The 15,342-nt window shown below is 40.8% G+C and carries 9 protein-coding genes; 7 read left to right on the plus strand and 2 right to left on the minus strand.

All coding sequences use genetic code 11. From position 1 onward, the window contains the following. Window positions 1-231: 231 nt before the first annotated feature. Both CMT41_RS07940 and CMT41_RS07945 read right to left on the minus strand, forming a co-directional pair. Window positions 232-1,959 (minus strand): bifunctional protein-serine/threonine kinase/phosphatase, encoded by a 1,728-nt coding sequence (locus CMT41_RS07940; protein ID WP_058026952.1) that lies wholly within the window; start codon window positions 1,957-1,959, stop codon window positions 232-234. Between the two features lie 94 nt (window positions 1,960-2,053). Continuing rightward, on the minus strand, window positions 2,054-3,565 hold the full coding sequence (locus tag CMT41_RS07945) for an MFS transporter (RefSeq protein ID WP_058026953.1): 1,512 nt from the start codon (window positions 3,563-3,565) through the stop codon (window positions 2,054-2,056). 250 nt (window positions 3,566-3,815) lie between these two features. Here CMT41_RS07945 and CMT41_RS19055 point away from each other — a divergent pair, with 250 nt between their 5' ends. From CMT41_RS19055 to CMT41_RS19365, 7 genes are all read left to right on the plus strand, one after another. Beyond that, window positions 3,816-4,016: a hypothetical protein gene (locus CMT41_RS19055; protein WP_157466306.1), complete on the plus strand. Its 201-nt coding sequence runs from the start codon at window positions 3,816-3,818 to the stop codon at window positions 4,014-4,016. Between the two features lie 268 nt (window positions 4,017-4,284). Next, a complete protein-coding gene (locus CMT41_RS07955; protein WP_058026954.1) occupies window positions 4,285-6,756 on the plus strand; it encodes a response regulator in 2,472 nt (823 codons plus the stop codon). Window positions 6,757-6,942: 186 nt separating this feature from the next. Beyond that, window positions 6,943-8,433, plus strand: coding sequence for an exonuclease subunit SbcD (gene sbcD / locus CMT41_RS07960; RefSeq protein ID WP_058026955.1), 1,491 nt, complete (start codon window positions 6,943-6,945; stop codon window positions 8,431-8,433). After that, window positions 8,430-12,350, plus strand: a complete 3,921-nt coding sequence (locus CMT41_RS07965) for an AAA family ATPase (protein ID WP_058026956.1) — start codon at window positions 8,430-8,432, stop codon at window positions 12,348-12,350. The genes sbcD and CMT41_RS07965 overlap by 4 nt, the downstream gene beginning before the upstream one ends. 60 nt (window positions 12,351-12,410) lie before the next feature. After that, on the plus strand, window positions 12,411-13,310 hold the full coding sequence (locus CMT41_RS07970) for a DMT family transporter (protein WP_057180797.1): 900 nt from the start codon (window positions 12,411-12,413) through the stop codon (window positions 13,308-13,310). 176 nt (window positions 13,311-13,486) lie between these two features. Continuing rightward, complete coding sequence (locus CMT41_RS07975; RefSeq protein WP_058026957.1) at window positions 13,487-13,990, plus strand: FKBP-type peptidyl-prolyl cis-trans isomerase; 504 nt, start codon at window positions 13,487-13,489, stop codon at window positions 13,988-13,990. Between the two features lie 695 nt (window positions 13,991-14,685). Then, on the plus strand, window positions 14,686-14,976 hold the full coding sequence (locus tag CMT41_RS19365; protein WP_057183207.1) for an SEC-C metal-binding domain-containing protein: 291 nt from the start codon (window positions 14,686-14,688) through the stop codon (window positions 14,974-14,976). Window positions 14,977-15,342 lie beyond the last annotated feature (366 nt).

A 15,342-nucleotide genomic window follows, 5' to 3' on the forward strand; every position in this document is an offset into this window, starting at 1 on the left:
TGCTCGATGTTCAATAACAAGGTAAATTCGTTTCGGTTTAGTCACTCTAAATCAAATGAATTTAACGAAGTTAGTGGTCATCGAGTAAGCTCCCGAGGGCGAGTTTAAAAGGATTACACACAGCGTTATTGATTTTGAGAAGGGAGTAACCATTCTCTTCAATCAATGCCTTGTCTCTAAGCCTTTTAATTCTCGCTGAGTGGGAAAGAACTTAATCAATTTGGTATTAAGTTAAAATACTAGTGAGATAAAAAAAGCGATCAACCAAAATGCGGAGCAAGCTTGCCAAAATAACAGCGGATTTTTGTCCATTAATACCGCGTTGTGGTTACTTTTGTATTTAGGATTGGGCTTTTGTAATTCATGTAAAAACTCTAATACATCTTCATGACGACGTTCGGCTTTAAAGCGTAGGCCCTTTTTTATCGCGCAGTCGATCCAGATAGGCACCAAGGGATTGATATCAAAACAGGGAATGTATTTGGTTTTCATATAGGCTTTAACGGTTCGACATTTATTGAGCTTGCCAGAAAACGGCTCTTTGCCAGTTAACATTTCATAGGCGAGCACAGCTAATGAAAAAACTTCAGATTGCACCGTACTCTTTCCTGTGATGACGACTTCTGGCGCAGAGTAGCCGGCAGTGCCTAAAATACCCGGTTGGTCCAGCGGCGTGGCTATTTCAGCAATACCTTTGCTATAACATGAGCCAAAATCAATGATTTTAACTTCGCCATTATGATCAATCATAATATTGCCTGGTTTGATATCCTGATGCAAAATCTCGCGCTTGTGCATTGCCCGTAGACCTTTTTCAATTTGAGCCAGAATATAGACTACATCTTGCACCGCAGGTATTGGGTGTTCTTTTATCCATTGCTCTAGGGTTATGCCTTCAATATATTCAGTTAAATAATAAAGCCAATTCTTTGCTCTATTACCTTCAATTACTTTAACTACATGAGGGCTATTGATGCGACTACCCATCCAACTTTCCATAATAAAACGTTCGATATAAGGCAAATCATCGTCAAAATTAACCGACGGTGTTTTCATGCAATAACGTGCGCCGCTGTCAACATCTCGCACCACATACACTTGACTGCGGGTATTGACATGTAAGACCTTTTCCACCTTGTATCCGTCCAATATCATCTCAGGCTCTAAATAAGGCGGAAAAGGTAATTCTGACAGCTTGCGGCCAACTTCATTGATGGTTTGTGCCGGCAGGCTATCAAGTCGTAAGATTTGACAACTTAAGTTATCACCACTGCTGTTGGTTAGCGCTAGAGCAATAAAATTTTCGCATGCCAGCTCAAAGCAGGCTTCATCACTTTCTGGTGTTAGCTTAGCTAAAATAGCGGCTAACTCTTTGTGTTTAACAAAGTCATGGATGCCATCGGTAGTTAACAAGTAAATGTCTGCTACTTCTACCGCTAAGCTGTGACAGTCGACATCAAGCTTTACATCTAAACCCATGGCTCGAGATAAATAGCTTTGTTTTGCATTGATATAAGTGCTGTGATCTCGGGTTATTTGTTCTAATTCACCGTGGCGAAAACGATAGATACGGCTATCACCCACATGAAAAACATGGGCAGTTTGTGATTTGAAAATAATACAGCTGAAGGTACTAATATAGCCTTTTTGTACGTCATTGAATTGTTGCCCTTGACCATATAACCAACGATTAAGCGCGGTTAACACCTGCGACGTTGATTTTTTAACACTCCAACTATCGGGCGTAGAATAATAGTCATATAAAAAATTATGCACACAGGTTTCACTGGCTTCTTTACCTGCTTCTGCGGCACTGACACCGTCAGCAATTACCGCTACAGCGCCTTTGTTGGTTAATAACGAATCTTTAGGAAGTCGTATACCAATGGCATCTTCGTTCTGAGCTTTTTTACCTGCTACTGAACGTTGTGCCACAGTAAAGCTTAATTCACTGGCCAAATCGCCCCATCCTGTTTTTATCTAGGTTAAAAATCGCTTAAATATTATACCGGTAAGAGTTAAGCGACCATAAAATATTATCAAATAATCAGTGTTAATGTACTTCAATCATTTGCACTGTGCCATCAGGCATCACTTCGGCCATGGTACTTTTTGGCTCATCTAAAAATAGCGAACAACAAACGGCAAAGGCGACCCCAGCACCGATAGTAGCAAAAAACACCGAGGGTGAAACAAAGGAAAAGACCAGTAAAAATACTACAGCACCAACGTTACCATAGGCACCAACCGTACCGGCAATTTGTCCGGTTAATTTGCGTTTGACTAGGGGCACTACCGCAAAAATACATCCGGCTGCCGAGCCTAAAAAGAATGAGCAAATCATCATGGTGGCAACCACTGCCGCAAGAGGCCATGCTGGGGTGATCAATGACATAACAAAAAAGCCTAATGATGCGCCGCTTAATAAAAAGATCAAGGGAAGTTTACGACCAAACTTATCACTGAACATACCACCTGAGGGACAAGAAAATACATCAACGGCGGCGAAACAAGCACCAAATATACCGGCAGCAGCAGCAGCGACTAAAAATTGACTTTCAAAGTATTGCGCTAACATGGATATCACCGATAATTCAGCACCAAAGGTTACCGCATAACCAATACTTAAGATGGCTACTTGTTTGAACTTATACTGCAAGATTTCATCCATAGGCGGTGATTGCAACATGTCTTTATTCACCTGATACAATTTCCACGATTGATAAAGGGTCAATGCCAGTAATAAGCCATAAATAACATAGGCAGCAAAATCACTGAGTAAACCGGCACCAATAATTAATTCGGCACCTGTACCAGCAACCACGCCAGCATCGGTTACTCGCCACGTTAAGATGGCCAATGCCGCCACCATAGGAATATTAAACAATAGACAGAAAACAAAATCTCGCTTGCTAGTTAGCTCAAGACCACCGGACTTATTAGGTTTGAAATAAGTAGAGCCTACCGGTGTATCTGTTACGGCAAAATAGTAAAAAACTGAATATAACAGTGCCAATACGCCGGTTGAGGCAATGGCATAACGCCAGCCATCTTCGCCGCCAAATAAACTGGCGATATACACTAAAGTACCAGCACCAACGGCAGAGCCTACGTTACCCATGCCCTTATATATACCTTCGGCTAAACCTAATTGCTTTGCTGGATACCATTCACTGATCATGCGAATGCCAATGACAAAACCCGCACCAACAAAACCCATTAAAAACTTAGCTAACGCTAAGGTTTCAAAACTTTGCGCAGAGGCAAAGAAAAAACATAATAGTGCCGTAGCCACCAACATGGCGGTATAAGAATTACGCGGACCATATTTATCAACCAACATACCCGTGACAATTCGGGCCGGTATCGTTAATGCCACATTTAAAATCAATAATATTTTAGCTTCAATATCTGTTAAGCCCATACTAGTTTGTATGGTAGACATGAGTGGTGCATGGCTAAACCATACAAGGAAAGTGATAAAAAAAGCTAGCCAGGTACTATGGAGAATTCTGGCTCGGCCCTGAAAGGATAAAAAATTATGTGTTAACGATGATTGACTCATACAAAACCTTGATTTAGTTAGGGTGAATTTTCAAACAATAGTAAATTATCAGCAAAAAACGAGCCATCATTTAACGTGTTGATATTTATGGTTATTTATTATATTTAAAGCGTGAGGAAGGTTGGTATGCACCATAGTGCAGCTTAATAAGTGATAAAATGTAGCAAGTTTACAAAAGTGTAACAAATAGATATGTTCAGTGATAATAACCCTAGCTAATTCAATGCGGCAGTCAGGATTCTACCTTATTATGAATTTTTCTCGTCTAACACGGCCGGTGACAATCACTGATAGTTTTATTGTCCATCAGTTAGCACTATTTAATGATAAATCCAATCGCTTAGTTTTTATTGTGCTGCTGATGGCCATTATGTCAATAGGCATGGTTTGGCTTATTAACGTGCTTGGTGATTTTTATTGCCTGTTTGTCTGCTGCTATTATCGGTGTTAAAAAACAGAAAACTGCTGCTGGTTATTATTTAGCTGCCACCATTATGTTTTTTGTTATGGCTAGTATCATGGCTTTATCCGCGGGAAATATAATTGACAACATGTTGGCGAATGCAACTGTTTTGACAGCAGAGAAAATAATGATCACGCTAAGGTGAAGTTGGCTTAGGGCTTAGGCCTTAATGGCTAATTGGCTAAATGGGTCTATGCTAAATGCTAATGCATTGTAAATTTCATCTCCACTTTTTTCAATCTTGAGACGCTAAAATATGTTTGGCTTAGAATTTATAGATAATAATACCGATCTCTTGCTAACATTAACTACCGATTATAATTACTTTGTTGTCTTTGCTTCTTATATCGTTGCTTGGATTGGTGTGTACGCAGGGTTATCTACCATTCCCTCTATGCGTCATGCTGAGTCTGTTGCCACTAAGCGCTTCTGGCATATCGGCGGCTCTATCGCCATGGGGTGCGCAATATGGTCGATGCACTTTGTTGGTATGCTGGCGTTATCATTACCCGTAGCCGTGCACCATCATCTTGTGCTCACCGCATTATCTGTTCTGCCTGCTATTGCGGCCAGTTACATCGCGTTGTTTTTTATTGACCGTGATAAATATGATATTTGGCAGCTTATCGGCGCCGGAATTATCTTAGGCGCTGGCATTGGCACCATGCATTATATGGGCATGGAAGCAATGTATGGCAATTTTATTTTAGTTTACCACCCCTGGTTTTTTCTGCTCTCTATCATGGTTGCCGTGGTCTTAGCTATCTTTGCTCTGTATGTTGGGAAATTTACTGTTAATTCTGCCAGGGAGGTGAATTACCAAATGATACGCTCTGCGGCGTTAGTTGGTGCCGCTATTACCGGTATGCATTATATGGGTATGCAAGCATCGAACTTTTTGGCGACAGGGCAGCTTACCCACGCAGAATCTAGTAATTCACATGCCATGATGACGGTTATATTGACCGCTGCCACACTTTTTTTATCTACCTTAGCGGTAGTCTCTAACATCATTAACAAAATTTTTAACAAGCTCATACTGGCCAAAGCTGATGCCGAAGCTTCAACCCTGGCAAAGGCAGAATTTTTAGCTAGCATGAGTCATGAAATTCGAACACCAATGAATGGTGTTATCGGTATGTTAGATTTATTAATGAGGTCAAAACTTGATGAAAGTCAACTGTATAAGGCTGAAATAGCACGTTCTAGCGCTAAGTCATTATTAGTTTTACTGAATGATATTTTAGATTTTTCAAAAGTGGATGCGGGGAAACTAGATTTAGAAATACTGGACTTTGACCTGCGCAGTTTATTAATTGAACTTGCTCAATCTGTGGCCTTACAAGTTGAAAGTAAAGGCTTAGAAATTATTCTCGATATTACTCGCATTGAACATTCCATGGTCAAAGGTGATCCAGACCGCATTAGACAAATCATTGCAAATTTAGTCTCAAACGCAATAAAGTTTACCGAAAAGGGCGAGATTATCGTGAGGGCGGAACTGATTGAAGGTGAAAATTCAGCACTAATCTTTACTTGTACCGTGCAGGATAGCGGCATAGGTATTCCGAAAAAAGCCATTAATAAGCTTTTTCAACTATTTACCCAAGTTGACTCTTCCACTACCCGCAAATATGGCGGCACTGGGCTCGGTTTATCCATTGCCAAACAATTATGTGAATTGATGCAAGGTTCAATATCGGTTACTAGCACCTTGGCTAAGGGCAGTTGTTTTAAATTTAATATTACCTTGTTAAAAAGCAATCAATCTAAACAGGTAATACCCCATATTGATGTCAGCAAGTTATCCTTATTAGTGATAGATGATAACGCCACCAATAGGGAAGTATTAAGAGGACAATTGGAACTCTGGGGCTGCTACGTAGAAGAAGTGGACAGTGCTGCAGCGGCGTTATTAAAATTGGCTCAGTATTATGACAATGAGCAGGCTTTGTTTGATGTGATTTTTGTTGATATGCAGATGCCGGAAATGGACGGTGCCACTTTTGCTAAGAAAATAAAAAACGATAAGCGTTTTAATCAACTGCCCATGGTCATGATGACATCCATGTCTACACAAGGTGATAAGCAATATTTTACCGATTTAGGTTTTAGTGCTTATTTCTCAAAACCCGTTACCGGAGCCGATATTTTAGATGCGTTAGCCATAATAAAATCCACCGCCAGTCATACTGACGGCTCGCAACCTATTATTACCCATCAATATTTAGCTTCATTTTCCCATGAAAATAATGAATTAGCTGAAAATTACAGCGCTATCAGTGAAAACGAGGTCGAGCCTATAAGTAGGTTAGCTAAGGTTAGAATTTTATTGGTCGAAGATAACCGAATTAATACTGTGGTAGCAACGCAAATGCTGCATGAAATTGGCCTTGATGTGACCGCGGCAAAGAATGGCCAAGAAGCCTTACATATTTTGGCTAACGCCCATGCAGACGACCCCTTCACTTTGGTGTTAATGGATTGCCAAATGCCAACCATGGATGGCTATCAAGCTACCAGAGAAATTCGTTTAGGCGAAGCAGGGGATAACTATAAAGATATTCCAATTATTGCCATGACAGCTAACGCTATGATTGGCGATGATGAGAAATGTTTTGCTGCGGGTATGAGTGACTATTTAACTAAGCCAATTGAGTTAGAAATATTAACGGATACGGTTAATAAGTGGCTAAATAAGACAAAACAACCTTCATTAATTGAGTAAATTCGATTCAGCTTTAGTGATTTAAATTGTATTAATCGCTATTTGTAATGGTATAGCGGGTGATAAGTTTGAGTTTTTTGGTCGTCACTATCAATTAGCCTTAAAGGATGGGGAAACTGCCTACACTTAATTTACTTGTTCAGGTAAACTACGGCCACGTCTTCATTGCACAGTTTTTCCCGTTTTATGCGCATTATCCATACCTCAGATTGGCACCTTGGCCAATATTTTTACGGCAAAAGCCGCGCCAATGAACATCAACAATTTCTTAGCTGGTTGATAGCACAAGTTAGCAAGCATAATATTGATGCCATTATTGTTGCCGGTGATATTTTTGATACCTCAACCCCGCCAAGTTATGCCCGTGAAATGTATTATGATTTTATTGCCAAGCTACATCTTACTGCTTGCCAACTGGTTATATTGGCTGGAAATCATGACTCAGTGGCGATGTTGTCTGAGTCGCAAGCGGTATTAGCCAGTTTATCTACCCGCGTTATTACCCAAGTAATACCTGTGTCACTTGCTGAAGATGATTTAAGCAATGAAAAAAGTGCGGCAGCTAAGGCCTTGGCACAGCAAGTTTTTCCGTTAATGAATGCCAAAGGGCAAGCATCGGCCATTATTTGTGCCATCCCTTTTGTCCGTCCACGTGATGTTATTAAAAGCCGTGCTGGTCAGTCGGCCAGTGATAAACAGCAAAATTTACAACAAGCGATCAGTGCTCATTATCAGCACCTTTATCAACACGCGGTTGTATTAGCTAAAAAGCTATTCAAAGAGCAAGCCAAAACACAATCGAAAGAAGTGGAGCCGGGCGAGCAACTGCCAATTATTGCTACGGGTCACCTTACTGCGCTTGGCGTATCGTTAAATGATAGTAAAAGTGACTCGGTCAGAGATATTTATATTGGCTCGTTAGAAGCTTTTCCTGCCAGCGCTTTTCCGCCAGCAGACTATATCGCTCTGGGCCATATTCATCGAGCGCAAAAAATAGCGAAATCAGAGCACATTCGTTATTGCGGCTCACCAATCGCGCTTAGTTTTGATGAAGCAAAACAGGAAAAACGGGTACTTATGGTTGAGTTTATCTCGGGCAAACTTGCGCAGGTTAACGATATTATGGTGCCGTGTTTTCAAGCGTTATATATGGTAAAAACTTCTGTGGATGAGCTTGAGTGCAACTTAAAAAAGACCCTGGTAGAGTTTGAATTGTTTAAAGAGCAGGGTGCGCAAACCGAGCTAGCGCTTGAGAGTAAAGCTTGGCTGGATATTGAAATTGATAATGGCGATCACTTGAGCGATTTATCACAAAGAGTCAGTGAGCTTGTTGTTGATATGCCGTTTGAAGTGTTATTGGTGCGTCGTTGTAAAAAAGCACGGCAACGTCTGCAAGCACAACTATCACAGCAAGATAACAGTACTTTAAGCGAATTATCGTTGGCAGAAGTATTTGATTCGCGTTTGTCACAACTGGATTGGCAAACGGAGGAGGAATTAGCCCGTAAAGAGCGCTTAAAATTATTGTTTACTGAGCTATCGGTGGAGCTTTCCGCTAAGCGCTCAGCTGAAGTTAAGCAAGGTGAGGCTGAAAAGCAAGGACAAAGCGAGGCTTGTGATAGTGATGCGGGCAAGGAAAATGGCAAGGTTGAAGAGGTTGAGCAAGACAATTTATGAGAATTTTAACTTTACGCTTTGAGAACATTAATTCTCTCAAAGGCAGTTGGAAAATAGATTTTAGTGCCGCGCCTTTTGATAGCAGCGGTTTATTCGCCATTACCGGTCCTACTGGGGCCGGAAAAACCACCATACTCGATGCTATTTGTTTAGCGCTTTATCATCAAACACCGCGTTTAACTGTTTCTAAAAAACAAAACCAGTTAATGACCCGCCATACTAGTCACTGTATGGCTGAGGTTGAATTTGAAGTAAAAGGTCAAGGATATCGGGCCTTTTGGAGCCAAAAAAGAGCCCGCAATAAGCTTGATGGCAATTTATTAGAGCCTGTGGCGGAACTCGCTAAACTCGATGGCACCATAATGTCAAATAAGCTTAAAACAGTGCGCAGTGATATTAGCGATTTAACTGGGCTTAACTTTTCACGTTTTACCAAATCAATGATGCTTTCCCAAGGGGAGTTTGCCGCCTTTTTAAATGCTCCGGCCAATGAGCGCGCACAATTACTTGAACAACTCACCGGTACCGAAATTTACGGCGATATTTCCCAACAAGTTTTTGATAATCACCGCAGTGCCAGTGAAGAATTGAAGTTATTACAAGCTCAGAGCCAAGGTGTCGCCTTACTTGATGAAGAGCAGGTCAGTGAGCTTGAGCGACAACTTGTGCAAACCACAAGTGAAGAAAAACAGTTAAATGAACAAGTGCAGCAGGCGCAACAAGTAAAAAATTGGTGCTCGAATTTATCGACTAATGCACAAGCACAACAAGAGGCGAAGCAGCAGTTAACAGCGATAGAGATGCAAGAGCAGCAAGCAAAAGCGGATCTTGATTTACTCACCCAGTCGACTTTGGCTGAGCCGCTGCGCGCGCCTTATGAGCAAATGGCGCATTATCGTCAGCAATACCAGCAAAGTTTGCAGCAAGTGACTAGTCAAACCGAGCAATTAGCAACACTGGAGCAAGCGGTTTTAGCCAGTGATAGTGTCTTAACCCAGCTAAAAACCAGCCAAATTACGGCAGAAAAACAACGTAACGTTATTGAGCAAGTATTGCAGGAAAAGATCCAACCGCTTGAACATGCCATTACTCACCAACAAGCAGCTTGGCAAGAGACTAACAATAGGGTCGCTGGACAAAGCCAGGAATTAACGGTTAACGAAGCGGCTTTAGTCACGGCTCAAACAGAGCAAGAGCAAATATTACAGACAGTGGTGCAGCAACAAGAAGCGTTAGCTCAAGGCCATGCCTTGCAGCAACTGCCGGAAAAACTACCCTTATGGCAAAATCAATATCAGCAATTAACGCAACAGCAAGTGAGTGTGCAGGGCTTATTAACCGAGCAAAGTAAGCTTGAGCAAACGCTGCTTGGTTTACAAACTCAACATCAAACACAACAGCAGCACATTACGCAGAGTGAAGGGCTGTTACTCGCGCTTAATGAACAACAGCAAGCCCTGGTCGACCAAGCACAGCAAGGGGTGCAAAACAGCCAAGCGGCGCAGGCTATCTTTGCTCACCTTAGTGATGATAACGCAGAGGATAAGGGCGTAAATCAGGCAGCAGCGATAACTGAGGTAACCAGTGAGACCCTTAATCAAGCGGTTGTTGATAGCCAAGAGCAACAACTAAGCTTAAAACAAGCCCTGCAGTTAGCACAGCGGTTTCAGGTGTTGGCCGCTGAGCAACAAGGTTTGTCACGACAACAAGTAAAAGATAAGCAACAACTGACCATAACAGAGCAAGAGCTAATACAGTTACGCATAAGTTATGGTGCTAATCAGCAACAGAAAAAAGACGTTGAACGTTTACTTGCTCAGCAGCAAACTATTATGGCGCTCAGTGAGCACAGAGCAAAACTACAAGCCGAAGACGCTTGCCCCTTATGTGGCTCATGTGAACACCCTGCGATAAATGATTATCAAGCACTTGATAGTGATGAGCAGCAACAGCGTTTATCACGGCTCAATGATGAATTATCGCAATTAGAACAACAAGGTAAAGCCCTTAATAGTGTGCAAGCGCAGTTAACGGCGCAACTTGCCATGCAACATTCTCGCCTACAAGGCATCACTAACGAGCAACAGAGTCTTGAGCAAAATTGGCAGTCGTTAACGGTTAAGCAATTTATCAGGGAAGATATTACTAGCAAGCAAAATGAACAGCAGATTTCATTAATAGATGCAGGCACTGCGCAAGCGTTAACTCAGCAATTAAATACCTTGAGTCAGCAGCTTGATGAGTTATTGTCTTTGCAACAAGTACTGCAGCAAAACAGTCAAGCTCAGCAACAAAACCTTGAGCAGTTAACCCTTGGTGATAAGCAATTATCTAGTCAGAAAAATCAATTACAACTATTACACGAACAAGGCAATTTTCAGCGTGACATTAAGATAAAGATAGCCAAGGATTTAGCCTTAGCACAGCAAGCTATGGTCACCCTCAATGGACAATTATTAGCCGACATCACTGTGAGTGGAATTGCTAGTAAAATAGCCTTGCCTAATGTTTCGGTAAGTGATGAGGCTAGCGGACAAGTTCAGTCAATATGTATTGATGAAACTTGGCTAGGCTCTGTGCAGAAACAGCAACAAGAATACCAACAAATTGCCAGTAACCAGCAAGCTGCACAAGAGCACTTAACTAGCATTGAACACACGCTAGGTTTACTAAAACAGCAGGTTGAACAACAGCAGCACTTATATAGCCAAGCCAAAGTACAATTAAGTGGTCTGCAAAGTGAAATTTCCGCTCAAAACACCTTACGTGTCACCTTGTTTGTTGAGCTTGGTATCACCGATAAACAGATGCAAGATACGGTTATATTGACAGAAAAAATAACTGTTGAGCGACTGGCTGATGATAAAGAACTTGAACAGGCGAAACGTCTGCATCAGGCGGAAATATCAGCACAACAGGAAAATAAAGGCCAACTAAGCACGGCAACAACACAATTAGAGACGGTGAGTAAGCAAAGTAACAGCGTAACCAGTGATTGGACAAAACTGCTAGCAGCCAGTGATTTTACCGATGAACAACAGGTTTTATCAGCTTTGCTTAGTCCCGATAAAAAGCAGCAACTGAGCAAACTTGCCGATGATATTGGTGATAGTAAAAAACAAGCACAAGTATTGATAAACCAAGCTGAAAAAGTCACCCTGGAATTGAACCTGCAAAAGGCTAGGTTAAAGGAGAATGGTGCTGTCGATTTTGATGAAAAATCAGTGTCACAAAGCTTAATGAAAATGTCGGACCTGTTGAAAGAGTGCCAGCAAAAAACAGGTCAGCTCGGTCAACAAATCAGCCAAGATCAAGCCAATAAAACTCAGCAAAAAAATCTACTTACGCAGATCAAACAAGCGCAGTTCTCCTTGGATGATCTTAGTCACCTTAATGCACTTATTGGCTCAGCCGATGGCGCCAAATTTAGACGCTTCGCCCAAGGCTTAACGTTAGCCAATTTAGTACATCTAGCCAACACACAACTCGATAGACTATTTAGCCGCTATCAACTGCAATGTCAGCAAAGCGATACTTTAGCTTTAGAAGTGGTTGATACCTGGCAAGGAGATACTGCTCGCGATATTAAAACCTTATCTGGCGGTGAAAGCTTTTTGATAAGTTTGGCACTGGCCTTGGCACTATCAGATTTAGTCAGTAATAAAACCAGTATTGACTCTTTATTTCTTGATGAAGGCTTTGGCACCTTAGATAACAATACCTTAGAAGTGGCGCTTGATGCTCTTGATAATTTAAACGCCAGTGGCAAAATGATTGGTGTTATTAGCCATGTTGAGGCATTAAAAGAGCGCATTGGTGTGCAGATTAAAGTAAGAAAACTCAGTGGTTTGGGGATAAGCAGCTTAGATAAACAATATGAATTTCATGCTGAGACAGCTACTGAATTGAAGCAATAAGATAGCTTGTTTAAGTGGTCGATATTGAAAACTTATTTAGTGATATTAAAGGATTAATCTGTGGAAATTTGGATTTATTTCACCCTCTTAGCGGCGACTATGCAGGCGGTAAGAACCGCAGGACAAAAAAAGTTATCCGCTAAACTCAACTCAATGGCGACCACAGGAGTACGTTACTTTTATGCTTTACCGTTTGCCTGGTGCTACCTTTGGTGGCTGCTTGATTTTAGGGACGTAGCAGTACCCGCATTAAATACCTCATTTTTACAATATGCCTTAGTGGCCTGTGTCATGCAAATATGGGGCACCGCCTGTTTAGTGGCTGCTTTTCGCTACCGTAATTTTGCTGTTGCTACCAGTTTGGCTAAAACGGAGGCCATTCAAGTAGCCATTGTCGGCGCTTTATTTTTTGGTGCGACGCTTTCCGGTTTAGGCTGGCTCAGTGTTGTTGTTGGTGTTGTTGGTGTGTTCTTTGTATCGAAAGTGAAGTTGAGATTGAGAGATATCTTAGCCGATTCACAAGGTCTTATTGGTATGGGGTATGGCCTAGCAGCTGGCTTAGGTTTAGCGATCACCACCTTGTTAATTCGTGAGTCGAGTTTGGCGCTTAATATTGACTTAATGGTCAGTGCTGCCGTCACCTTGGTGTTTATGATCACGGTGCAATCAGTTATGTCATTTATTTATATTTACCTGCAAGACAAATCACAATTAGCCTTAATGCTTAAACATTGGCGTTTATGTTTATTTGTTGGCATTACCAGTGTACTAGGCTCAATTGGTTGGTTTACCGGCGCCAGTTATCAAAATGCCGCCTATGTAAAAGCATTAGGGCAGGTTGAGTTCTTTATTACCTTGGCATTGACCTATCGGGTATTTAAAGAAACGGTAAGCTTAAAAGAGTACCTTGGTATGTTCTTAATAATCTTAAGTGTGGTTATCTTACTGGTATGGGCGTAGCTCGCTAGATATAAAAGTACGGGCATAACAGTATGGCCGTAAATTGACTTGCTTAGAGACTAAAGCCGTGGCATTGCCCTTTAAATATATTTTATTACCGAGTAAAGCAAGGTAAACTGCCCGATATAACATTAAGTATTAATTATACTCATACGGGTATTAACGAAGAGATCACTATGATAATTGCTGAAAAAACTGTTGCTCACTTTCATTACACCCTTAAAAATGAAGCGGGTGAAGAATTAGAATCATCAAACGGTCATGAGCCTCTAACCTATTTACATGGCGCTAATAATACCTTAGCTGGCTTAGAGAAAGCTTTAACGGGTAGAACAACCGGAGATAAGTTTTCCGTAACCTTACAACCAGATGAAGCTTACGGTGAGTATCAAGAAGGTTTAGAGCAACGTGTACCAGTTAAACACTTACAAGGCTTAGTGAGCAAAAGTGCTAAATGGAAAAAGGGCATGACTGCTGTTATACAAACTGAACAAGGTCAACGCCAAGTTACCGTCATTAAAGTAGGTAAATTTATGGTAACGGTTGATATTAACCCACCGCTAGCAGGTAAAGTACTTACTTTTGACCTTAATATCGTTGCCGTGCGTGAAGCGACAGAAGACGAAGTGAAACACGGCCATGTACATAGTGCTGATAGCAGCTGTGGTCACGATCACTAGGTTAACGTTAGTTAATTAGTTTTTGCTGCTGATAAGCTTAATTATAAGTTAGTAGATAAGTAATCGATATAAAAAACGCTAAGCAGATACCCTGCTTAGCGTTTTTTTATATATGGATGGTCATAAATTATGGGATTTATTTACCATAGAATAGAAGGGCTAATATTCGCGCATTATTTTGAAGTTTTCAGGTCAATCTGTGGCCGTATATTGATGATATAGAAAATGCCTTGTTAGTAAAATGGTTGCCTGGCTTGGAGGCCTAGACTCTGCTTCACCCTTTTTAACTTTATTTTTTCAGCTGTTCTTAACAAGTTTTATAAATCACTCATTACTCATGGGTATAGATAGCGTTAGAACGTTATTTTTGCATACCGTTTAGTCCATATTTGTTCTTTGATGTAGGATAAAAAAACAGATTTCATATCGACTTTATTTTCTTTGGTTGCTGTAATTATGCACAGTACCATGACAAAAAAGACCATTTGTATGAAAGCGGGAATAATTCCTGCTTTCACACGTCAACCAGTTTGGTAGTTGACGGTATAAGTTATTGATTATCCGATAAATATATTGTACTGTTGTTTTTTAATAAAAAGCATGAAAGTAGGAACTTTTCCGTGTTTAAATCAGGAAAAATTCCTACTAATACGCTGTTATGCAAAAATACTCTGCTGTTATAATGGAGGTTTATTATGAATGATAAAATTGGAAGAAATGATCCATGTCCATGTGGTAGCGGTCATAAGTACAAGAAGTGCTGCATGCTAAAAAACGCTTCAGAATTACCAGTTACATGGTCCGATGAAGAAGGCATGCATATTATTTCTCAAGGTGTGAAACCCACTTCATCTGAAATTGATCAAATGACGAAAGAATACCAAAATCAAATTAGAAACTCTCCAATGTGGGATGAGATGGTAAATGAATTTGGCAAAGAAAAAGCTGAAGAATTATTAAAGGAATGCAAGGCTGAGGTTAAGTGATACTGGCCTGTTTTCTATTTTAAAATTTTGCATAACAAGCACTTCAAACGGAACAAAAACAGTTGGTTAGGTTCCGCTTCGCTTCACATTATAACCAACTATTTTTGTCCGCTTAAGTGGGCGTTAGTTGGCTAATAAAAAAGATCGTCTAAGTGCTAAATAATTCAGTTTCACCAATTCACTGTTTGGTGCTTTACCGCGAATAAGTTAGTCACTTTTATCACGTTTCTGAAAGGTGTATTAGCGTAACTATTCACTCTAAATAGTGAGTGTAATGGCTCAAATTCACGGTTTGGTATTTTCATTACGGTGCGTTTAAGTTATTGTTGTATTTGGTTAAAGTGTGTTGCAACTAACAAGCAAAGC

The organism is Colwellia sp. MT41 (genome assembly GCF_001444365.1).
In the GTDB taxonomy this organism is placed as follows: domain Bacteria; phylum Pseudomonadota; class Gammaproteobacteria; order Enterobacterales; family Alteromonadaceae; genus Colwellia; species Colwellia marinimaniae.